Origin of the sequence: Nonomuraea sp. LPB2021202275-12-8, assembly GCF_037044575.1 — a bacterium.
In the GTDB taxonomy this organism is placed as follows: domain Bacteria; phylum Actinomycetota; class Actinomycetes; order Streptosporangiales; family Streptosporangiaceae; genus Nonomuraea.
In genome coordinates this window covers 289584-309292 of sequence record NZ_JBAHWD010000004.1, presented here as the reverse complement: position 1 = coordinate 309292, position 19709 = coordinate 289584, and the positions used below count along the sequence as shown (strand labels likewise).

20 protein-coding genes, 1 tRNA gene and 1 riboswitch are annotated in these 19709 nt (G+C 69.1%); of the genes, 9 read left to right on the top strand and 12 right to left on the bottom strand.

The features are described from left to right. Positions 1–7 precede the first annotated feature (7 nt). Positions 8–379, top strand: a complete 372-nt coding sequence (locus V5E28_RS10025) for a hypothetical protein (protein ID WP_336206156.1) — start codon at positions 8–10, stop codon at positions 377–379. A gap of 50 nt (positions 380–429) precedes the next feature. Here the strand turns inward: V5E28_RS10025 and V5E28_RS10020 are convergent, their stop codons facing one another. The 3 genes from V5E28_RS10020 to V5E28_RS10010 all read right to left on the bottom strand — a co-directional run bounded on the left by V5E28_RS10020 (position 430) and on the right by V5E28_RS10010 (position 2816). Next, positions 430–1278 carry an alpha/beta fold hydrolase gene (locus V5E28_RS10020; protein WP_336206155.1) on the bottom strand — a complete coding sequence of 283 codons (849 nt, stop codon included), beginning with the start codon at positions 1276–1278 and terminating at the stop codon, positions 430–432. Between the two features lie 42 nt (positions 1279–1320). Continuing rightward, positions 1321–2127, bottom strand: a complete 807-nt coding sequence (locus V5E28_RS10015; protein WP_336206154.1) for a hypothetical protein — start codon at positions 2125–2127, stop codon at positions 1321–1323. Between the two features lie 186 nt (positions 2128–2313). Next, a riboswitch (cyclic di-AMP (ydaO/yuaA leader) is annotated at positions 2314–2450 on the bottom strand. A 165-nt stretch (positions 2451–2615) separates the two neighbouring features. Next, positions 2616–2816: a DUF5302 domain-containing protein gene (locus tag V5E28_RS10010; protein WP_336206153.1), complete on the bottom strand. Its 201-nt coding sequence runs from the start codon at positions 2814–2816 to the stop codon at positions 2616–2618. Positions 2817–2928: 112 nt separating this feature from the next. Between V5E28_RS10010 and V5E28_RS10005 the strand changes: the two genes are divergently transcribed. From V5E28_RS10005 to V5E28_RS09995, 3 genes are all read left to right on the top strand, one after another. Further along, on the top strand, positions 2929–3372 hold the full coding sequence (locus tag V5E28_RS10005) for a CBS domain-containing protein (protein ID WP_336206152.1): 444 nt from the start codon (positions 2929–2931) through the stop codon (positions 3370–3372). A gap of 156 nt (positions 3373–3528) precedes the next feature. Next, positions 3529–4350 (top strand): SAM-dependent methyltransferase, encoded by an 822-nt coding sequence (locus tag V5E28_RS10000; protein WP_336206151.1) that lies wholly within the window; start codon positions 3529–3531, stop codon positions 4348–4350. Between the two features lie 142 nt (positions 4351–4492). Continuing rightward, positions 4493–5347, top strand: coding sequence for an MBL fold metallo-hydrolase (locus V5E28_RS09995; protein ID WP_336206150.1), 855 nt, complete (start codon positions 4493–4495; stop codon positions 5345–5347). A 33-nt stretch (positions 5348–5380) separates the two neighbouring features. Here V5E28_RS09995 and V5E28_RS09990 read toward each other — a convergent pair whose 3' ends face one another. The 4 genes from V5E28_RS09990 to V5E28_RS09975 all read right to left on the bottom strand — a co-directional run bounded on the left by V5E28_RS09990 (position 5381) and on the right by V5E28_RS09975 (position 9350). Next, complete coding sequence (locus tag V5E28_RS09990; protein WP_336206149.1) at positions 5381–5770, bottom strand: hypothetical protein; 390 nt, start codon at positions 5768–5770, stop codon at positions 5381–5383. Further along, complete coding sequence (locus V5E28_RS09985) at positions 5767–7044, bottom strand: hypothetical protein (protein ID WP_336206148.1); 1278 nt, start codon at positions 7042–7044, stop codon at positions 5767–5769. Before V5E28_RS09985 ends, V5E28_RS09990 begins: the two co-directional genes overlap by 4 nt. After that, a complete protein-coding gene (locus V5E28_RS09980; RefSeq protein WP_336206147.1) occupies positions 7041–8120 on the bottom strand; it encodes a hypothetical protein in 1080 nt (359 codons plus the stop codon). The genes V5E28_RS09985 and V5E28_RS09980 overlap by 4 nt, the downstream gene beginning before the upstream one ends. 504 nt (positions 8121–8624) lie before the next feature. Further along, the gene (locus V5E28_RS09975; protein ID WP_442945795.1) at positions 8625–9350 is read right to left on the bottom strand and encodes a helix-turn-helix domain-containing protein; all 726 of its coding nucleotides are present in this window, start codon (positions 9348–9350) and stop codon (positions 8625–8627) included. Positions 9351–9641: 291 nt separating this feature from the next. On the opposite strand from V5E28_RS09975, the gene V5E28_RS09970 reads away from it, so the two are divergent. Continuing rightward, positions 9642–10874, top strand: a complete 1233-nt coding sequence (locus V5E28_RS09970; protein ID WP_336206145.1) for a serine hydrolase domain-containing protein — start codon at positions 9642–9644, stop codon at positions 10872–10874. A 388-nt stretch (positions 10875–11262) separates the two neighbouring features. Here V5E28_RS09970 and V5E28_RS09965 read toward each other — a convergent pair whose 3' ends face one another. After that, positions 11263–11946, bottom strand: a complete 684-nt coding sequence (locus tag V5E28_RS09965) for a hypothetical protein (protein WP_336206144.1) — start codon at positions 11944–11946, stop codon at positions 11263–11265. A 124-nt stretch (positions 11947–12070) separates the two neighbouring features. Here V5E28_RS09965 and V5E28_RS09960 point away from each other — a divergent pair, with 124 nt between their 5' ends. Continuing rightward, positions 12071–13027, top strand: a complete 957-nt coding sequence (locus V5E28_RS09960; protein ID WP_336206143.1) for an AraC family transcriptional regulator — start codon at positions 12071–12073, stop codon at positions 13025–13027. A 549-nt stretch (positions 13028–13576) separates the two neighbouring features. Here the strand turns inward: V5E28_RS09960 and V5E28_RS09955 are convergent. Beyond that, positions 13577–13653, bottom strand: a tRNA-Lys gene (locus tag V5E28_RS09955). Between the two features lie 103 nt (positions 13654–13756). On the opposite strand from V5E28_RS09955, the gene V5E28_RS09950 reads away from it, so the two are divergent. Together V5E28_RS09950 and V5E28_RS09945 are read left to right on the top strand one after the other, a co-directional pair. Further along, positions 13757–14596 carry an AAA family ATPase gene (locus tag V5E28_RS09950; protein WP_336206142.1) on the top strand — a complete coding sequence of 280 codons (840 nt, stop codon included), beginning with the start codon at positions 13757–13759 and terminating at the stop codon, positions 14594–14596. 18 nt (positions 14597–14614) lie between these two features. Then, positions 14615–15988 carry a vWA domain-containing protein gene (locus V5E28_RS09945; protein ID WP_336206141.1) on the top strand — a complete coding sequence of 458 codons (1374 nt, stop codon included), beginning with the start codon at positions 14615–14617 and terminating at the stop codon, positions 15986–15988. Here the strand turns inward: V5E28_RS09945 and V5E28_RS09940 are convergent. Beyond that, positions 15985–16749: a nuclease-related domain-containing protein gene (locus V5E28_RS09940; RefSeq protein ID WP_336206140.1), complete on the bottom strand. Its 765-nt coding sequence runs from the start codon at positions 16747–16749 to the stop codon at positions 15985–15987. The genes V5E28_RS09945 and V5E28_RS09940 overlap by 4 nt on opposite strands. Before the next feature lie 156 nt (positions 16750–16905). Here V5E28_RS09940 and V5E28_RS09935 point away from each other — a divergent pair, with 156 nt between their 5' ends. Next, positions 16906–17526 carry a TetR/AcrR family transcriptional regulator gene (locus tag V5E28_RS09935; protein ID WP_336206139.1) on the top strand — a complete coding sequence of 207 codons (621 nt, stop codon included), beginning with the start codon at positions 16906–16908 and terminating at the stop codon, positions 17524–17526. Here V5E28_RS09935 and V5E28_RS09930 read toward each other — a convergent pair. Continuing rightward, entirely contained in the window at positions 17485–18549 is a 1065-nt protein-coding gene (locus V5E28_RS09930; protein WP_336206138.1) for an acyl-CoA dehydrogenase family protein, read from the bottom strand. The genes V5E28_RS09935 and V5E28_RS09930 overlap by 42 nt on opposite strands. Further along, a complete protein-coding gene (locus V5E28_RS09925; RefSeq protein ID WP_336206137.1) occupies positions 18546–19709 on the bottom strand; it encodes an acyl-CoA dehydrogenase family protein in 1164 nt (387 codons plus the stop codon). The genes V5E28_RS09930 and V5E28_RS09925 overlap by 4 nt, the downstream gene beginning before the upstream one ends.

Below are 19709 nucleotides of genomic sequence, written 5' to 3'. Positions count from 1 at the left end.
AGGAAGCATGGCCAGCATGGACATCTCACTCAAGGAGATGATGGCGATCGACGGCTCGATCGGCGCCGCGATCGTCGACCACGGCAGCGGCATGGCGCTCGGCTCGCTCGGCAGCTCGAAGGATCTGGATCTCCAGGTCGCCGCGGCGGGCAACACCGAGGTCGTCAAGGCGAAGCTGCGCACGATGGACTCGCTCGGGCTCAAGGACGCCATCGAGGACATCCTCATCACCCTCAGCGGCCAGTACCACATCATCCGGCCGATCTCCGGCCGAGGCGGCAAGGGGCTGTTCCTCTACCTGGCCCTGGACCGTAACCGGGCCAATCTGGCCATGGCCCGGCACCAGCTCAAGGCCATCGAGGAGAAGCTCGAGGTCTGAGAGGCGCGGCGGCTCGCGTCCGGGCGCGGCGGGCGCGAGCCGTCGTCGGCCTACGCGCTCCCGGTCAGCTTGGTGATGGCGCCGGTGATCTCCGGCCAGAGGGGGCGCGGCAGGTCGTGGCCCATGCCGGGGAAGACCAGGAGCTCGGCCCCGGGGATGGCCGCCGCGGTGGCCTGGCCGCCGACGAGGGGGACGAGCTGGTCGCCCTCGCCGTGGATGACCAGCGTGGGCACGTCCAGGCCGGCGAGCAGATCGGTCCGGTCGGGCGAGACGAGGACGGCGGCGAGCTGCCTGGTCGTGCCCGCCGGGTCGTAGCAGCGGTCGTAGGCCAGCCCGGCGAGCCGCACGACGCGCTCGCGGTCCAGCTCGTAGCCGGGCGAGCCGATCACGGTCCAGGTCTCCAGCGCCTGGGCCAGCACCGCGTCCCGGTCGGCGGCGGGTGGGCCGAACAGCACCGCGCCGGCGGCCTCGGTGGGCCGGGCAACCGAGGGGCCCGGGGTGGACATGATCGAGGTGAGGGTGAGGACCCGCTCGGGATGCCTGATGGCGAGGGCCTGGGCGATCATGCCACCCATCGACGCGCCCACCACGTGCGCGGCGGGCCAGCCGAGGACGTCCATGAGCCCGGCGGCGTCGCGGGCCATGTCGTCCAGCACATACGCCGAGGACGTCCCCAGCCGGGGGACGCCCTCGGCGTGGAAGTGCGTGGACAGGCCCGCGTCGCGGTTGTCGTACCGGACGACGTGGTGGCCCTGCTCCGCCAGCAGCGTGCAGAAGTCGTCGTCCCAGTGGATGAGCTGGGCGCCCAGCCCCATGATCAGCAGGAGCGGGCGCCCGTCAGGCGAGCCGAAGCTCTCGTAGGCGATGTCGATGCCGTTGGCAGATGCGCGCGTGGTCACAGGGACCAGAATTACATTCTGGTCCCTGTGGCGTAAAGCACGTCAGCGCTTCAGGAACCCGCGGATGCGCTCGCGGCCCAGGACCGCCCCGCCACCGGCGAGGATCAGGCCACCGGCGAGCACCGCACCCGAGACACCGTTGGACTCCTCGGTCGCGGCGGCGGCGGTGTTCGACGGACCGGAGTTCGCCGAGCCGAAGGCCGCCGGCCTCGTCTTGACGGAGGCGCCGGAACCGGAGGGAGCCTCGGCGACGACCTTGGCGTCGTCGGCGCCGGCCTTCTTCTCGGCCAGGATCTGCGGCGGCTTGGCCGGGTCGCGGTCCACGCGCGACCAGGCACCGGTCGAGAAGGCCACCGGGTGGTTCTTCTTGCCCACGCCGTTGCCCCACTTGGTGATGACGTAGTCGACCTTGATGTGGCCCTTGCCACCGTTGTTGTCGACCATCAGCGTGCTGGAGTTGAACTTGCCTCCAGTCAGCTCGGCGAAGGTCTTGGAGTCCAGGTCCAGCATGACGCCGTTGTTGGAGGGGACGCCGGGGCCGCGGTCACCGACGAAGAACGGCATCTTCTTGCCGTTGTAGACCACGTAGCCCTCGGTCAGCAGCGGCCAGCTCGGGCTGGCGGCCATGCCCTTCTGCATGGGCTTGCCGCTGGCGGGCAGGCCGGTGTCGCCGGCGCGGCCGGAGCTGTCGTCCCAGAAGTAGGAGGCGGTGGTCGAGCCCTTGAGCAGGGCCTTCTGGTTCTGGTCCACGTCGGCGTGGGCGGCGGCGCCGGCGCCGAAGGTCAGGACGCCGGCAGCGGCGGTGGCGGCGAGCATGGTGATGGAACGCATGCCGAAGCGAGCAGACATGAAAAACTGAATCCTTCGTTAGGTAACGGGGAAAGCGCGCTCGCTTGAAGGGCGTAGCCGGGCAAAGGCCGAACGGACGCTACGCGGAGCGCGAAGAAGTCTTAGGGGGAGTCGCCGCTCAGTTGGCGGCTGACGAGGTGACGCGGGGCGGGGGTACGTCGTGGCGGTGATACATCACGGGCGGGCTTGTCCTCTCCATCTCGCCTACCGGGTTAGCTGACGGGTTCGGGCGTGGAGATGCCCTACCGGCCGTGACGGCCGGATTCACCCCAGAAGTTGGGTCCCCGGTTCCCGCGTGAAGCGGGATTCGGCGCCGGGCAGCGGCCCCTTCCTGATGAAGGGCCAGGTCACTGCCTGGTAACGCAAACCAATCTATACACCAAACCGGACAAACGCAAAGCTAATCCCATAAATCGGGCGAAGATCTACCTAGGAGGTCAAGAAAAAAGGGGGGTACGGCATGCCGTACCCCCACGAAACCCCCCGATTCAGCCGCCGCTCTTGCGCCTGAACGATCGTTTGCTGGCAGCCGGCCCGTGTGCTCCATGGATCTTCGAAGCGTCGGCGCCCCTGCCACCCGCGCCCGAGTCCGCGGCCTGGTTACGCTTGCGCTCCAGCGCCTCGCGGAACTTGCGCTTCATCTCGTCCTCGGGAGTTTCGCTGACTTCCGGCTCCTGTGATTCCGCCATGAGGACCTCCTGGTGTTGGGGACATACACAGCTTCGCATGACGCTCCTTACAGCGCGAAACCGGGGATCACGGCCGGGCGAGTCCGGATCGACCGGCGGTTAGGGTGGGCCCGTGCGCGCACGCGATCTCGCCAGCGACTTCCCCACCGTCACGCTCGACACTCCGGCGATCGAGGCCGCCCGGCTGCTCGCCGAGCAGGGCCTGCCCGGCCTGATCATCGTGGACGGCGAGGGCCGGCCGCGCGCGATCCTGCCCGGCACCCAGGTGCTGCGGCTGGCCGTCCCCGGCTACTGCCAGGACGACCCCGCACTGGCCAGGGTGGTCGACGAGCGGCATGCCGACGTGTTCATGCGGGAGCTCGGCGCGAGGACCGTGCGCGAGAGCCTGCCGGAGCAGCCACGCGAGCTGCCCATCACCGACGGCGACGCCACCCTGCTGGAGCTGGCCGCGCTGATGGCCCGCACCCGCAGCCCCCTGGTCGCCGTCGTGGACGAAGGCGGGCTCCTCGGCGGCGTCACACTGCAGGCCCTCATGAGCCATTCGCTGCCCCGCTAGCGGGCCATTCATCGCACCGGAGCACGCCCTCGGCGCAGCACCATCTGCTCCTCTTTACCCACCCGATAAAGTACAGATCATCTTTTCGTACGATAAAGGTCTATAAATCCCAGGAAACTCGTACCATTCCGGCAAGGTGACCTTGGAGGCGCGGCCATGGCAGGGGACGAGCGGGTTCCGGCGCAGATCGATCCGACCGTGCCCAGCGTGGCCAGGATGTACGACTACTACCTCGGCGGCAAGGACAACTTCCCGGCCGACCGCGAGGCCGCCGAGCAGGTCATCGAGCTGGGCCGCCAGACGGGCACGGACATCAGGGAGGTCGCCCTGGCCAACCGCGGGTTCCTGATCCGCGGCGTGCGGGAGCTCGCGCAGGCCGGGATCCGGCAGTTTCTGGACATCGGCACCGGCCTGCCCACCCAGGACAACGTGCACCAGGTCGTCCAGCGGGTCACGCCCGACGCCAGGGTGGTCTACACCGACAACGACCCCATCGTGCTGGCTCACGCGCGGGCGCTGCTCGCCGACAACCCGAGCACGATCATCGTGGACGCCGACCTGCGCCGGCCCGAGTCCGTCCTGGAGGCCGCCGCCGGCCATCTCGACTTCACCCAGCCGACCGCGATCGTCATCGCGGCCGTCCTGCACTTCCTCCACGACGACGCGGAGGTGGCGCGGATCGTCGAGACCCTGCGCCGGCCGCTGGTCCCGGGCGGCTACCTGATGATCTCGCACGCCTACATCGAGCCCGGCGTGGGCGAGGAGGCGACGGTGGACGAGGTACGCGGCGTCTACGGGCGCAGCACGTCCGGCGCGTTCGCCTGGCGCGGCCGCGAGGCCCTGCACGGCTACTTCGAGGGGCTCGAACTGCTGGACCCGGGCGTGGTCCCGGCCCAGCAGTGGCGCAACGACGACCCGTACGCGTGGCCGGGACTGGCCAAGGGCGGCGTGCTGGCCGGAGTGGCCCGCGTGCCCTGACGCGCCATACCAAGCAAGAGCTTGTTTAATTGCGGTTCCGTATCTACGGTGATGGGACCGCTGCGCGGGCCGCACCGGCATGCGGCGCCGGCTCCTCGGAGATCTGCGCAACGTGATCGCCAGGGCGACGAGGAGGAAACGCATGTTCCAGGTAGGCGCGGTCACCGTGACGGAGATCGTCGAGATGGACATGCCCGTGCCGGTGACGCTGGCCTTCCGCGGCCTGGACGACGAGGATCCCGCGCGGCTCCGCTCCCGGTTCCCGGCGGAGCTGTTCGCCCCTTCGGGAGATCCCCTGCTGATCTTCCGCAGCTATGTGCTGCGCACCCCGCAGAGCCTGATCGTGCTCGACACCTGCTGGGGCAACCACAAGGAGCGCCGCCTCGACCCGTACGCGCACCTGCTGGACACCGGCTACCTGACCGCCATGGCCGCCGCCGGCGTCGACGCCGCGGACGTGGACTACGTCTTCTGCACCCATCTGCACCAGGACCACGTCGGCTGGAACACCCGCCTGGTGGACGGCGCCTGGGTGCCCACCTTCCCCAACGCCACCTATCTGTTCGTCCGGTCGGAGTACGAGCACTGGACCACGGTCAGCCCCGGCTCCTACGGCCACGACTCCTTCACCGACAGCGTCCTGCCCGTGGTCGAGGCCGGCCGCCACCGCCTGGTGGACCCCGGCCACGCCATCGACGACACGGTCCGCGTAGAGCCCCTGATCGGCCACACGCCCGGCCACAGCGGCCTGCACGTCACCTCACGCGGCGAGGAGGCGGTCTTCACCGGCGACCTGTTCCACGTGGCCCACCAGTTCGCGCGTCCCGACTGGCACATCGTCGTCGAGCACGACGTGAAGCAGGCCATGGCCACCCGAAGGGCCTTCCTCGACACCTACGCCGATTCCGGGGTGCGCGTGGTCCCGGCCCACTTCAACCTCGCGGCCGGCGGCTATCTGGAAGGCCGGGGGGACGACTGCAGATACGTGCCCGCGTGACCGGCCCCACGGCCTCCGCCTGCGAGAGGGTCCTCACCCGCCGGTGATCAGCGCCTTGCCGGTGAGGGTCTCTTCACCGGCGGGCCCAGTCAGCCGGATCGACAGGTCCCACACTCCGGTCATGGCGAACAGCTCCCCCTCGGCCACGAACCGGCCCGGTTCCGGCTCGCCGGCGACGAGCTCGGGCATGGCGTGTCCCATGTCGGGCATCACCGCCGAAAGCGCCGCACCGTCCGCGTCGCCGGACGTCACCCGCACCTCCACCGAGATGCGCCCTGTCGTCGGTCTGCCGATCAGGACGGTGGCAGTGTAGTGGGCTCCGGCGGTGGTCAGCCGGAGCGGCTCCGGCCCCGAACCCCGACCCACGACGAACAGCGCCACCGCGGCCACCACGAGAGCGGCGAGGACGATCATCCGCCTCATCGGGGTGGGTCCGTGACGTCGATGGTGAGTGGCGTGGTCACGATGCGGCTGTCCGTGGCGTGCTGGGCCCAGGCGAGATACCGTCCCGCCCTGGGGAAGCTGAAGGTGAAGCGCAGGCCGGGGCCGGAGGAGCCCATCTCGTGCACATGGCCGAGGAATGATCCGTCCTGGCTGCGGATGATCAGATGACCGGACATGCCGAGCCAGGGTCGCGTGGCCCCCTGGGTGGCGACTTCGATCGTCGTCGGGCGGCCCGCGACGGGGACCGCGGGTCGCAGCCGCGGCGAAGCGGGCCGGTCGACGGTTCCGGGGCCGGCGGCGTCACCCTCGACCCCGAACTCGCCGGCGAGGAGCTGCCCGCCGGAGTCCTGCCGTTCGAGTTCGGCGTGCGCCAGATACCGGCCGGGCCGGTCGGCGCGGAGCCTGACCTCCAGCCGCCCGGGTGCCGTGCGCAGCGGGTGCAGGTGGCGGAAGTACCGCCCGTCCTCGCTGGTGACCACCAGATGGGCGAGCGCCTCGTGGTGGGCGACGAGGTCGTCCACGGGCCGGCCGGTGGACCCGTCGACGAGATCGAGGCGCAGGGTGAACTCCTCCCCCGCCGCCGGGCGGGCCGGCACCGTGTCCACCCGGCTCTGAACGAACGGCCGTCCACCTTCCAGGCCGGCCGTGGGCGCCGCGCCGTCGGGCTCCCCGGGCGGCAGCAGCGGCTCGAACACGATGACCATGGCCGCGACCGTCACCCCGACCGCGGCCCCGCCGGCCAGCAGCATCGCCGGGCCGCGCCGGGCCGACGCCCCGGTGAGCACGCCGGTGAGCAGGCCCCCCACCAGGAGCAGCGCTGCCACCAACAAGCCGCCATAAATCAGGAAATCTCCCGCCGAACCACGCTCCACCAGGACGCGGAACGGCACCACGGCGACCTCGTTCCCGGCGCGCAGCCTGAGCTCGTGCGGGCCGGTCTCCTCCACCCTGAGCTGCGCGTACTGCGGCTGTGCCGCGGCCCGCGCCAGAGCCGTCACCCTGCGGCCGTCCGTGAGCGAGCGGACCTCCAGATTCACCGGCAGGCCGGCGACCGGATCGAAGGCGACGACGCCGATGCGCAACGGCCCCGGCACCCGGGCCGTCCCCTTGATCACCACGGTGAGCTCCGTGCCCGCGATCGTCTGGGCGATCCGCAGGTCGGCTCCGGCCGTGACGTTGTGCGCGGCGGCCGGCGCGGCGAACGCCACCACCAGCGCGACGGCGAGGCAGAGAGCGCCGAGAGCGCGGATCATGCGCGCTCGGCGCCGGCCTCAGCCGTCACGAGCGCGTTGGGCAGGAACAGCGCCCCGAGCGCCAGGCCGAGCAGCCCGGCCACGATCGGCGCGCCGGTCCACAGTTCGGGCACGTCGGGCAGCCTCCCTGCCGTCACCGACGCCACCGCGAGGTACAGCGACCACGTGGCGAAGGCCGACAGCCCGGCGAACGCCCAGTACGCGCCCCGCCGCGCGCCCGACGGGCGCAGCCAGCGGATCAGCAGGTCGCTCACCAGGCCCGCGACCACGAACGTCAGCAGGATCGGCAGGTTCTCGAACGCCGTCTGCGCACCCGGCATCAGCACGCCCACCGCGTACATGAGTGTCACGCTGCCGAACGGCAGCCGCCACCGACGGACCAGCAGCAGCACCGGAGCGAGCGTGACCACGTTGGAGATGACCATCGCGGCGGCGAGCCGGTCGGCGCTCGGGCCCTGTTCCACGTCGGAGAACGCCTGGACGATGCCCATCGGCCCGTACTGCAGGGCGTCGCCGTACGACAGGAACAGCGACACCAGCGTGGTCGCGAACGCGAGCCCGACCAGCGCGGGGAGCAGTCGCCCGAGCGTCGGCCGCTCGCCCACGTCGGGGGCGGTCCAGGCGGAGCGGAGCGGCGTGGTGATGATGAGCATCATCGTCACGATCAGCCCGAGATGCGAGGGGCTGAACAGGATGTCGATGGACGTCTCGATGCCGAGGACGGTGTGCCAGATCATGTCGACGAGGCCGAAGGCCGCGAACGCGGGGATCGCGACGAGACCGGCCAGATAGCCCATGGGCACCGCGGCCAGCCCCTGCCGGCCGGTCCTGACGTTGCGCCACACCTGCCAGATGATCCATCCGGAGACGGCGGCGAAGCCCGAGTAGAACGCCGCGTGCCAGGGGGTGAAGAAGGTCTCCAGTTCGGTCAGGTTGGTGTGCGCCCACGCGTCGATCATCAGCCCGATGCCGAACCAGACCCCGAGCAGCGCCGTGACCAGATCAGTGCGGAGGGACACCCAGGAGCGTTGCTCCCCGGAGTCCGCCACCAGTCGCCGTAAGCCGGCGTTCGTCATTGCCACCTCATGCCTCCAGTCTTGTCGACAGAGATCATTTCAGAAGTGGCGGAAGGGTGTCGTAAAGAAAAGAAAGCCCAGGTCGCGACATCCGACCTGGGCTTTCGTGCGGTGCGCCGCCAGGGACTCGAACCCCGGACCCGCTGAGCAGGAGTCGCTAGTCTTGGTGTTAGGTCACTCTTGAATGCACCTCATTGTGACACTCTGGCGGCTGCTACCGGATGCTGAATGTTCCAGAATGCCGCCACGTGCTGACGCGTGCCACGTGCCGGAGAGCAACCAGCGAGCAACCGCACGGGTGGTTGCACGCGGCTGACCCCAGGAGGGTCATCCACTCGGCCCCGTGCAGCAGGGTGCGCGGGCCGTTGTTCCTGTCGGAATCGCGGCGCGATCACGCCCAGCCGTTGAGTTTGTGGACTTGGTCGAAGGTCGTACGCCGCGTCGCGCTGGCCGCCGAGGTTGCCTGCACCTACCAGTGACATATGCCTGGGGTCGTACTCCGCTCTAACGATCTGTCGTTCGCCTCGACATGAAATCCTGCCGCCACTGCTCGGCGGCCTGGACCAGGTTTTGGCTGACGTGCTCGAAGAACTGGCTCATGTCCTGCAGCCGGGCGCCGGCAGGAGTGGTGGAGTCGAGGATTTCGGCTCCGTCACGGGCGAGGTCGGCCATGGTGGCGTTCTGCCGTGCGCTGACCAGCCAGGCTCGGTACCAGACGTCGGGGTCGATGACGTACCGGTCGCGCCGCCGGCGGGGGTCGCGCTCACGCCGGATCAGTTCGTGCTGTTCGAGTTCGCCGATGGCCTTGGAGATGGACGCCGGGCTGACCTGGAGACGCTGGACGAGTTCGGCGGCGGTGAGACTGCCGCTGTCGGTGGTGTACAGGCAGGTGAGCACCCGGGCGGTCATTCGCGGCAACCCTGTTGTGATCATCGCTGCGGTGAATCGTTCCTTCAGGGCGTGAACCGCTTGGGGGTCTCGCCCGGGCGCGCCGGTGGCAGGCGGTGGGGCCGGGGCGGGGGCCTGCTTGCGCCGGCGAGCCCGGCCTTCGGTCGCCTGATGTGCCCGGCCGGCCTGGTAGCTGTCGGCTCCACCGTTGCGGGTCACCTCCCGGCTGATGGTGGAGATCGGCCGTTGCAGGCTCTTGGCGATCTCGGTGTAGGTGAGTCCTTCGGCCAGCCCTGCGGCAATGTGCCGGCGGTCCTGGTAAGTCAGCCTGCCTCCCGGCATTGGGCGTGCCTCCTGTCGCTGTGCCATGCCCAGCCCGCTTGATGTGTCCGCGGGCGGATGGACAGTATTGCGTTCATCGGCACTCATTGCAAGTACGCGCACTCGTCTTGCATTCATTCTCAGACTCATTGCAAGCTTCATAGCCGTCCACCTGCAAAGACAGGGAAATGCTGAGCATTTATGTTGCGCATTTGATGAATGCAAGCTAGCTTTTTGCCAGCACTGAATGAGTACTATCGCGAGCAAGGCGATCAGTGTCGCGCTGATGTCCCTCGCCTGGAAGGAATCGACATGACCAAATCCCTCCCCTCAACGGCAGGGCTGCTCATCACCACCGTGGCGTTGGCGGCGGCCGCAACGGCGGCACCCGCGACATCTGCCTCCGCGGCGGACGCCCCCGACCACGCCCAGGTCCAGAAAGCGCTCGACCAGGCAGTGGCCGACGGCGGTGTGCCCGGCATGGTCGCCGAGGTTCGCGACCGTCGTGGGCGGTGGTTCGGCTCGGCAGGGGTGGCCGACACCCGAACCGGCCGCAAGCGTCAGCCGCACGAGCGGTTCCGTATCGGCAGCGCCGCCAAGCCGTTCACGGCCACCGTGGTCCTGCAACTGGCGGCCGAAGGGAAGCTGAGCCTCGACGACACCGTGGACAAGTGGCTGCCCGGTCTGGTCAAGGGCAACGGCAACGACGGCGGCACGATCACCATCAGGCACCTGCTCAACCACACCAGCGGGATCTTCAACTACGGCAACGACAAGGAGGAGTTCGCCAAGTTCTCCGGCCCCGCGTGGCTCGAGCACCGCTACGACACCTACACGCCCGAGCAACTCGTGAAGATCGGCCTGCGCAATGCGCGCTCCTTCGAGGCGCCGGGTGACGGCTTCATGTACTCCAACACCGGCTATTTCCTTGCCGGGATGATCGTCGAGAAGGTGACCGGCAAGACGCTCGCCGGCGAGATCTCCCGGCGGATCGTCCGCCCGCTGGGCCTGACCGGGACGTACCTGCCGGGCAAGGAAACGAAGATACGCGGCCCGCACCCCCGGCACTACTCGACGTTGTTCGCGTCCGAAGACGACGCCAAGATCTACGACGTGACCGACCAGAGTGCCACCACCGGCTGGGCGGCCGGCGGCATAATCTCCACGGTCGGCGATCTCAACCGATTCACCACCGCGCTGCTGCGCGGCAACCTCCTCCCGCCGGCCCAGCAGCGGGAGATGTTCACCATGGTCAAGACCGGGATCAAGATGCCGGACGGCACCTGGAAGGACACGTGGATTAGCGGCACCACGTACGGTACCGGCGTCTTTTCGTGGGAGCTGTCGTGCGGTGTGAAGGTCTGGGGCATCGGCGGCGCCATCACGGGCGGGTTCTCCTTCGCGATGGGCACCCGGGACGCCAAGCGCATGATCGCCACCAACATGAACATCGACCAGTATGGCCAGCACAACTCCCTCGACATGGCTAAGACTGTGATGCAGGCCGAGTTCTGCCCATCCGGTTCCAAGACGCGAAGCAGGTGACTATCAGCGTGGACTGAGAGCGCTGCGCCGGTGCCGGTATCTGGCGTGCGGACCGCTCCCGCGCGACACCGGGCCAGGACCCGATCATTCGCCTTCCTGCCCCATAGCCGGCCCGGCCATCTGTCAATGGAGGTACCCGCAGCCACCCGGTCTGTTGTCCAGCCGGTGGCTGCGGGTCGGTCCATTCCGGCCTGATCGCCCCCAAGCTCCAAGGCACGCACCCATGCCGCACCCAGCGGCTGCACGCGAAGGGCCATCTGCCCCCTCATTGCCTGCTTCGGTCCGTGCTGTGTGCGATGCCGTTGATTACCGAGAGCTACCATTCACTTTGTCGGGCCGACCCGAGTGGAGGTCCTGGCAAGCCCGCCGCGGGGCCATGCACGGGGTGTCACCTATTGGTTGTGCGGTGGGCGGTCCATCCGAGGACGGCGTACCAGGCCAGGACCCAGGTGAGCCACAGACGCTGGGTCAGGCCGGCGATGCCTTCGCCGTCGGCCGTGGTCGCCTGGTCGAAGGTGCTGAAGAAGACCGCCATGAGGATCAGCGTGATCGGCGCGGCCACGTAGAGCAGCAGATTCGCCAGGCGCCGGTCGGAGACATCTCGCATGAACAGGCCGACGGCCACGAAGGTCAGAATCGGCAGCTGGAAGGCCAGCGTCACGCCGGCGAAGTGCAGGGTGGACGCTTCGAGATCGAACAGCCCGATGAGCGCCAGGCCGATCGGTGCGAGGCCGAGGCCGATCGAGGCCAACACGCGCCTGATCGTGCGTCCTCCCTCGATGGCCCGGAAGAAGCCGAGGAAGCCGACCCCTAGCAGCAGTCCGCTGAGGACGAACACGGTGTTCATGTATGGGGCGGTGTCGCCCATGCCCAGTCCGCTGATGGGCTGGGTGAGGTTGGAATACGGCGAGATGTGGTCGCCGTCGATGGTGTAGCCATCGCTGATGAAGCTGAGCACGATCCAGGCAACGGTGAACAGAACGGCGCTGGCGACCGTTCCCAGCGCGAGCCGGCCCCAGAGGGCAGTTCGCGAAGTGACGGTAGCGGCTGGGGCGGCGTTGGCGGTGGACATCAGGCTCCTTTCACTCCCCCGTGTCGCGATTAAGAAGAGGATCAAGGACGGCGCCCGGAGCTGGATAGGACAAATCACGCCAACCTGGTGGTAAACCGCGCCACGGTGCTGCCAGGCTTAGCCTGTGGATGGGTTCGATCTCGCACTGCTTCCCAGGCTCATCATCAGCGGTTCAGATCTTGACCCCGAGCCGATAGCACGGCAGGCCGGCATTCCCGTGTGGGCGCTCGGTACCGATCACGCAAGGATCAGCGGCGACCGCTATCTGCGAGCGTGGGAACTCGTCGAGCACGGTGTGGGACATCGCGATATCGCCCTGATGATCGCCGAACGCTACGTGGTCGGCGCGCTCGGCCTCTACGACTACCTGTTCATCACCGCTCCCACACTCTGGGACGGCATGGCGGCCACCGGCACGTACATGAACACCATCAGCACGAACTGGCGATTCGAGCCCGCCGAAGAGACCGATCGAGAGATCTCCTTCACCGTCCATCTCAACACCGGCGAAGGGCGCGGCGCCGACCTGGCCATGCAGTTCGGGATCGCCGGCGCCTTCAGCCGCGCGCGCACGGCCACCGGTCGTCCCGTCAACCCGGTGCGGGTCGCCCTCCGGCAGCCCGCACCTCGACATCACGCCGCGTTCCACGCGTTCTTCCAGACCGACCAGGTGGACTTCGGCGCTCCTGCCGACGCCGTCACCATGCGCAAGTCCGACCTGGATCTGCCCCTCCTCGGGGCCGATTCGCTGCTGGCGACGATCCTGCGCTACCAGGCCGAGAACCTTCCGCCCTTGCCGGTGAGGACCACATGGCTGGACCAGTTCCGCCAGCTACTACGGGACTCGCTGATGACAGGCCCCACCATCGACGCCGTTGCCGCGCGTCTCGCGACAAGCCCTCGCACCCTGCAACGGCGGCTCGCCGCCCACGGCACCACCTGGCGGGAAGAACTCGATCGCGTACGGCGATCGGAGTTCCACCGCATGCGGCCCGCCAACCTCAACAGCCTCGCGCGGCGTCTCGGCTACTCGGACGCACGCTCACTTTCCCGCGCGAACCGCCGCTGGCAGACCAGATGAGGCAGTGATCCCCGCACCGGCTCGTACTGCTTCAAATCCCAAGGAGGTCGAGATCATGGTGCTCCGGCATGAGGTGGCCGTGCTGAAGCGTCAGGTCCCGGCCGAAGCTGGACTGGGTTGATCGAGCGATGCTGGCGGCGTTGGTCCCATTCCTGCCGACGATGCTGCGAGCTCATCGGCTTGTCACTCCGGGCACCCTCCTGGCCTGGCATCGTCGTCTGATCAAAGGCGCATGGACGTTCCCGAACCGATCTGGTCGCCCCAAGGCAAGCAAGGACCTGAACGAATATCTCGCTCACTACAACAGTCATCGGCCGCATCAGGCGCGTGGGCAGCTGCCACCTGATCACGATGAGCATGTCGCGGTGCCGCTGGAAGGTCGGATCGAACGCCGCAAGTTACTCGGAGGAGCGATCAACGAGTACCACCGGAGCAGCGTAGCGGCCCCAGAGGAGGTCCAGCTCAGAGGACGTACACGAGATTTGAAGCGCTACACCCTCCGAGAACCAAGAAACCCCAGCTCAGCGCACTGAACTGGGGTTTCTACGATGGTGCGCCGCCAGGGACTCGAACCCCGGACCCGCTGATTAAGAGTCAGCTGCTCTAACCAACTGAGCTAGCGGCGCGCCGTGCAGCAAGGAATATACCGGCACTGAGCATCCTGGTCGAATCAGCATGAGTCGCACGTCAACCGCTAGAATAAAGTTCGGCCCGCAGACAGGAGCATAGATGTTCGACTCGCCCGCCGACGTGACCGAGCGGCTCACCGCCGTGGACTACCTCTCCGATGACGCCATCTCCACCTCGGTGTTCCTGGCCGCCGCCCTCGGCAAGCCACTGCTGGTCGAAGGGCCGGCGGGAGTGGGCAAGACGCAGCTCGCCAAGGCCGTCGCGCAGGCCACCGGCTCCGAGCTGATCAGACTGCAGTGTTACGAGGGGCTCGACGAGGCCCGCGCGCTGTATGAGTGGAACTACAAGAAGCAGCTGCTGCGGATCCAGGCCACCAGCGCCGACGACGACATCTTCAGCGAGGAGTTCCTGCTGGAGCGGCCGCTGCTCAAGGCCATCAGGTCCGGCGAGCCGTCCGTGCTGCTCATCGACGAGACGGACAAGGCCGACGTCGAGGTCGAGGGCCTCCTGCTGGAGCTGCTGTCGGACTTTCAGGTGACGATCCCGGAGCTGGGCACCATCGTGGCGGTCCGCAAGCCGTTCGTGGTGCTGACCTCCAACGCCACCCGCGAGCTGTCCGAGGCGCTCAAGCGGCGCTGCCTCTACCTGCACATCCAGTATCCGACGCCGGAGCGCGAGCGCGACATCGTGCTCAGCCAGGTGCCGACGATCCGCGCCGACCTCGCCGAGCAGCTGGCCAGGACCGTGGCGACGCTGCGGGCGCTGGAGCTGAAGAAGGCGCCGTCGGTGGCCGAGACCGTCGACTGGGCCAACACGCTGCTGGCTCTGGGCCGCGACGAACTGGACGAGGCGACGGTGGCGGGGACGCTCGGCGTGGTGCTCAAGCACGCCTCCGACCAGGTACGGGCGGTCAAGGAGCTCGGGCTCCCCAGCGCCTGAAGCCTCAAGGAGGGGTAGATGTCACTCGTCGATAGACATGTCGGCTTCGTGCACGCACTGCGCGAGGCGGGGCTGCCCGTGTCGCTGGCCGAGGGGCTCGACGCCGCGCGGGCGCTGCGGGTGATCGACCTGGCCGAGCGGGAGTCGCTGCGCGCCGCCTACGCGGCGACGCTGGTCAAGAAGCCGTCCTACCGGCCCGGGTTCGACGTGCTGTTCGATCTGTGGTTCCCGGCCTCGACGACCGGCCTGTACGGGGTCCGCCCCGGCGCCGAGACCGAGGGCAGGCCCGAGCTGGACAGCGCGCCCCTGGAGGAGCTGCGCGACTACCTGGCCCGGCTGCTGACCGGGAGCACCGACGCCGAGCTGCGGGAGTTCGCCCGTGCCATGGTGGAGCGCTTCGGCAGGCAGGAGGCGGGACCGGGCAGGCAGAACTGGTTCTCCTACAGCGTGCTGCGCGCCCTGTCCCCAGAGACGCTCATGGCCAGGATCCTGCGGGAGGTCCTGGCCGGCCAGGAGCGCGGCGGGCTGGCGGAGAAGACGGCCCGCCAGCGGGTCACCGCCAACACCAGGCGGCTGGAGGAGGCCGTGGCCACGGACGTGCGCCGGCGCATCGCCGAGGACTCCGGCATCGAGCGGATCGCCCGCTCGGCCGTGCGTCCCCCGCTGGAGCAGCTCGACTTCCTGCGCATCACCAAGGCGGACCTGGCCAGGCTGCGCCGGGAGGTGTACCCGCTGGCCAGGCGGCTGGCCGCGCGGCTGACGATCAAGCACAGGCGCGGCCGGCGAGGGCGGCTGGACTTCCGCAGGACCATGCGGGCCTCGTTGCAGAGCGGGGGCGTCCCGCTGACCACGCACTTCAAGCCGCCGCGGCCGCACAAACCGGAGCTGGTGATCCTCTGCGACACCAGCGACTCGGTCTCGTCGTTCGCCCATTTCACGCTCCTGCTCACCTACGCGCTCAGGGAGCAGTTCACCAAGGTGCGCGCGTTCGGCTTCGTGGACACGGTGGACGAGATCACCCGCTTCTTCGTGCCCGGCGCCGACGTGGTGGAGGCCATGACGCGGCTGGCGAACGAGGCCGACATGGTCCGCTTCGGCCGCACCAACTACGGCCACTCGCTGGAGGGCTTCGCCGAGCGCTACGGTGACGCGATAGGCCCGAAGACCTCGTTGCTGATCCTCGGTGACGCCCGCTCCAACTACCAGCCGCCCGCCCTGGACGTGCTGAAGTCACTGGTGGGCCGGGCCCGCCACGCGTACTGGCTCAACCCCGAGCCCAGGCAGCAGTGGGACACCGGCGACTCGATCGCCACGGACTACGGCACGGTCATACCCATGCACGAGTGCCGCAACGTCACCCAGCTCACCGCGTTCATCGAGAGCATCGTCTAGACGCGCTGCAGCTCCCGGGCCGCGGTGCGGGCGAGCAGCTCGATCTGGGTCTCGTCGAGCCGCGCGGTCGCCGTCTGCCTGATGCTCCTGGCCACCAGCCGCGGCTTGAGCAGGGTGACGCCCTCCACGGTGAGCGAGCCGCCGCGCGGCATCATGCCGCAGTGCACGGCCAGCAGCGGGGTGATGGTGACCTTGACGCCGGTCTCGCGGGTCAGCAGCTCGGCGAACGCCGCGGCGGTCTCGACCAGCGGCTTGGCCACCTTGGTGCCGTACTTCTCGCCGAAGAACAGCCGGCCGCCGTAGGTGGCGATCTCGGTGTCGGGGCTCCAGGACTCGTTGTCGACGATCCACACCCCGCCGGGGCCGATCACGAGGTGGTCGATGGAGGCCTGGTCCCTGATGGCGCGGCCGTCGAGCACGCGGTAGCCGCGCCTGCCGAGCGATCGGCGCAGCAGCCTGCCGGTGATCGCCTCGCCGCGCCGGCGGCCCCGCCACACGGCCGTGGCACGGAAGGAACGCCAGTCGAGCCACCAGTCGCCGGCGGCCACGAGGCCCGCCAGCAGCAGCCCGTAGAGGGCGGAGTAGGGGAGGTCGAAGCGGAGGCCCAGCGCGAATCCGGCGACGAACCCCGCCGCCGCCTTGACCGCCCTGGACCTCCTGCGGTTCTGGGCGTCCTCGCGCCAGAACTTCTCGTACCACCACTGCGGGGACGATCCTGTGAACTTCTCGTCCTGCTGCACGTAGATAGAGCCACCGGGCACGGCAAACTCCCCGAATGAGTCGTCGTCAACCAGGATCTGCCACGCCGAAGATCCCTCGCCGGTCAAGAGATACCCCATCTGGAACCAAGGCGAGCCTAAGGTGACGGAATTGGTACCCCCAGGAGAAGCATCGAGACGCTCGACCGACCAGTCGGTATGCTGTTGTACGTGACCAAGGGGGAATCAGTGAAGGAAGAACCGGTACGCCAGAGGCTACTGGGCGAGGCCACCCGGCTGTTCGCCGAGCAGGGCTTCGAAGGCACCTCGGTCCAGGAGATCGTCGTGGCCGCCGGCGTCACCAAGGGCGCCATGTACCACTATTTCGACTCCAAGGATGATCTGCTGCACGAGATCTACGGCCGCGTGCTGCGGATGCAGATGGACCGGCTGACGCAGATCGCCGACGGCGGCGGCACGGTCGTCGAGCGGCTGCACCGGGCGGCGGCCGACGTCGTGGAGACCACCACGGCCAACCTCGACGACTCCAAGATCTTCTTTCGGTCCATGCACCTGCTCGCGCCCGAGACCCGCAAGAGCGTGCGAGCCGAGCGCCGCCGCTATCACGAGCGCTTCCGCGACCTGGTGCTGGAAGGCCAGCGCGACGGCGTCTTCAGCGAGCGGGTCCCGGCGGAGATCGTCGTCGACTACTTCTTCGGGTCCGTGCACCACCTGGGCACCTGGTATCACGCGGACGGGCCGCTCACCGGCGCCCAGGTGGGCAAGCACTTCGCCGACCTACTGCTGACCTCCCTCGGGTCCGGGCACGTCGACCAGTGAGGCCAGCGCCTCCCGGTGGTCGCCCGGCGTCCCCAGCGCGATCTCGCCGGCCTTGGCGCGCTTGAGATAGAGATGGATGGGGTGCTCCCAGGTCATCCCGATCCCGCCGTGGAGCTGCAGCGCCTCCTCGGCCATCCGCACGGCCACACCCGAGTTCCAGGCCTGGGCCACGGCCGCCGACACCTCCGAGCCCTCGGCCGCGGCGTTGCGCGCCGCCGCCCTGGCCCTGACCACGTCGAGCCAGAGATCGGCCAGCCGGTGTTTGATCGCCTGGAAGGAGCCGATCGGCCGGGCGAACTGGTGGCGCTCCTTGACATAGGCCAGCGTGGTGTCCAGGCACCACTGGGCCACGCCGTACTGCTCGGAGGCCAGCAGCCCGGCGCCGAACAGCAGCACCTCCCTCAGGTCCACGTCGCCGACCCGGGTCGCGGCCGCGCCGTCGAGCGTGACGGTCGCGACCGGGCGGGTCAGGTCGAACGACGGCACGACCCGCACCTCCGCCCCCTCGACCAGGTAGAGGCCGCCGTCCACCGGCACGAGCAGCAGGTCCGCGACCTCGGCCCCGGCCACGCCGGTGACCGTGCCCGACAGCCGCGCCCCGCCGTCCTCCACCCGCACCGACGCACCCCTGAAGGGCTGGTACGGGGAAGCGGCGAACGACACCACGAGCGCGGCCGTCGCGCTGCCGTCGGCGAGCCGTCCGAGCAGCTCGCCCGCACCCGCCCGGACCAGCGCGTGGGTGGCGAGCACCGAGCTGGTGAAGAACGGCACCGGCGCGACGCCCCGGCCCAGCTCCTCCAGCACCACCGCCACCTCGCTGGCCGACGCGCCGGCCCCGCCGTGCTCCTCGGGGATGAGCAGACCCGCCACGCCGATCTCTCCGGCCAGCGTCTTCCACAGGTCCAGATCGTAGGCCTGCGACTCGGCGCGCTTGAGCACGGCGGACGGCGGGCAGCGGTCGGCGAGCAGGTCGCGCACGGCGGCGCGCAGCTCCTCCTCGACCTCCGAGTACAGAAGGGTCATCGCGGCAAGTCCTTCCAGGGCACGTCCTTGTCGATGCGGGGTTCGGAGGGCAGGCCCAGCACCCGCTCGGAGATGATGTTGCGCAGGATCTCCGACGTGCCGCCCTCGATCGAGTTGCCCTTGGCGCGCAGATAGCGGTAGCCGGGACCGCGGCCGTAGAAGTCGACCGTCTCCGAGCGGCGGAAGGCCCAGTCGTCGTAGCCGAGGTCGCGCCTGAGCTCGACGTCCAGGCCGGACAGCGCCTGGTTGAGCTTGGCGAACGACAGCTTCATGCCGGAGCCCTCGGGCCCGGGCTGCCCGGCTGCCAGCTGCTCGCGCAGCCGCGCCCCGGAAAGGCGGGTCACCTCCGCCTCCAGCCAGAGTGACAGCAGCCTCTGGTGCAGGTCGTGCGTGCGCAGCTCGGGATGCTCGCGCCAGGTGGAGAGCACGGTGCCGACCATGCCGCCGCCGCGCCGCACCGGGGCGCCGCCGATCGCGACGCGCTCGTTCATCAGAGTGGTCTGGGCGACGCGCCAGCCGTCGCCCACCTCGCCCAGCCGCAGGCCGTCGGAGAGCCGCACCCCGGTCAGGAAGACCTCGTTGAACTCGGCCTCACCGGTGATCTGCCGCAGCGGGCGCACGTCGACCCCCGGCGCCCGCATGTCGCAGACGAAGTAGGTCATGCCGCGGTGCTTGGGCACCTCGGGGTCGGTGCGGGTGACCAGGATGCCCCAGCTGGCGTGGTGGGCGCCCGAGGTCCACACCTTCTGGCCGTCGACGATCCACTCGCCGCCGTCCCTGACCGCCCTGGTGCCGAGGGTGGCGAGGTCGGATCCGGCGCCGGGCTCGCTGAAGAGCTGGCACCAGATCTCCTCGCCGGTCCACAGCGGCCTGAGGAAGCGGCGCTTCTGCTCCTGCGTGCCGAAGGCGAGGATCGTGGGCGCGGCCATGCCCAGCCCGATGCCCTGCACGCCGCCGTCGAGCTGCGGGGTGTGGGCGAGCTCGCGCTCGACGATCTGCTGCATGTCGCGTGAGATCCCCAGCCCGCCGAGCCCTTCGGGGAACCACACCCATGCCAGCCCGGCGTCGAACCTGGCCCGCAGGAACTCCAGCCGGTCGCCGGCCGGGTCGTTCTGGCTCAGGAACGCGGCGATGCGTTCCTTGAGCTGTGTCTCATCCAC

Bases quoted from the DNA above. Each gene is read 5' to 3' on its own strand.
- V5E28_RS09975 (WP_442945795.1), bottom strand. From the start codon at position 9,350: ATGCCGGGAGGCAGGCTGACTTACCAGGACCGCCGGCACATTGCCGCA.
- V5E28_RS09970 (WP_336206145.1), top strand. From the start codon at position 9,642: ATGACCAAATCCCTCCCCTCAACGGCAGGGCTGCTCATCACCACCGTG.
- V5E28_RS10015 (WP_336206154.1), bottom strand. From the start codon at position 2,127: ATGTCTGCTCGCTTCGGCATGCGTTCCATCACCATGCTCGCCGCCACC.
- V5E28_RS10025 (WP_336206156.1), top strand. From the start codon at position 8: ATGGCCAGCATGGACATCTCACTCAAGGAGATGATGGCGATCGACGGC.
- V5E28_RS10000 (WP_336206151.1), top strand. From the start codon at position 3,529: ATGGCAGGGGACGAGCGGGTTCCGGCGCAGATCGATCCGACCGTGCCC.
- V5E28_RS09950 (WP_336206142.1), top strand. From the start codon at position 13,757: ATGTTCGACTCGCCCGCCGACGTGACCGAGCGGCTCACCGCCGTGGAC.
- V5E28_RS10010 (WP_336206153.1), bottom strand. From the start codon at position 2,816: ATGGCGGAATCACAGGAGCCGGAAGTCAGCGAAACTCCCGAGGACGAG.
- V5E28_RS09930 (WP_336206138.1), bottom strand. From the start codon at position 18,549: ATGACCCTTCTGTACTCGGAGGTCGAGGAGGAGCTGCGCGCCGCCGTG.
- V5E28_RS09985 (WP_336206148.1), bottom strand. From the start codon at position 7,044: ATGATCCGCGCTCTCGGCGCTCTCTGCCTCGCCGTCGCGCTGGTGGTG.
- V5E28_RS09935 (WP_336206139.1), top strand. From the start codon at position 16,906: ATGCTGTTGTACGTGACCAAGGGGGAATCAGTGAAGGAAGAACCGGTA.
- V5E28_RS09945 (WP_336206141.1), top strand. From the start codon at position 14,615: ATGTCACTCGTCGATAGACATGTCGGCTTCGTGCACGCACTGCGCGAG.
- V5E28_RS09965 (WP_336206144.1), bottom strand. From the start codon at position 11,946: ATGTCCACCGCCAACGCCGCCCCAGCCGCTACCGTCACTTCGCGAACT.
- V5E28_RS09995 (WP_336206150.1), top strand. From the start codon at position 4,493: ATGTTCCAGGTAGGCGCGGTCACCGTGACGGAGATCGTCGAGATGGAC.
- V5E28_RS09990 (WP_336206149.1), bottom strand. From the start codon at position 5,770: ATGAGGCGGATGATCGTCCTCGCCGCTCTCGTGGTGGCCGCGGTGGCG.
- V5E28_RS09980 (WP_336206147.1), bottom strand. From the start codon at position 8,120: ATGACGAACGCCGGCTTACGGCGACTGGTGGCGGACTCCGGGGAGCAA.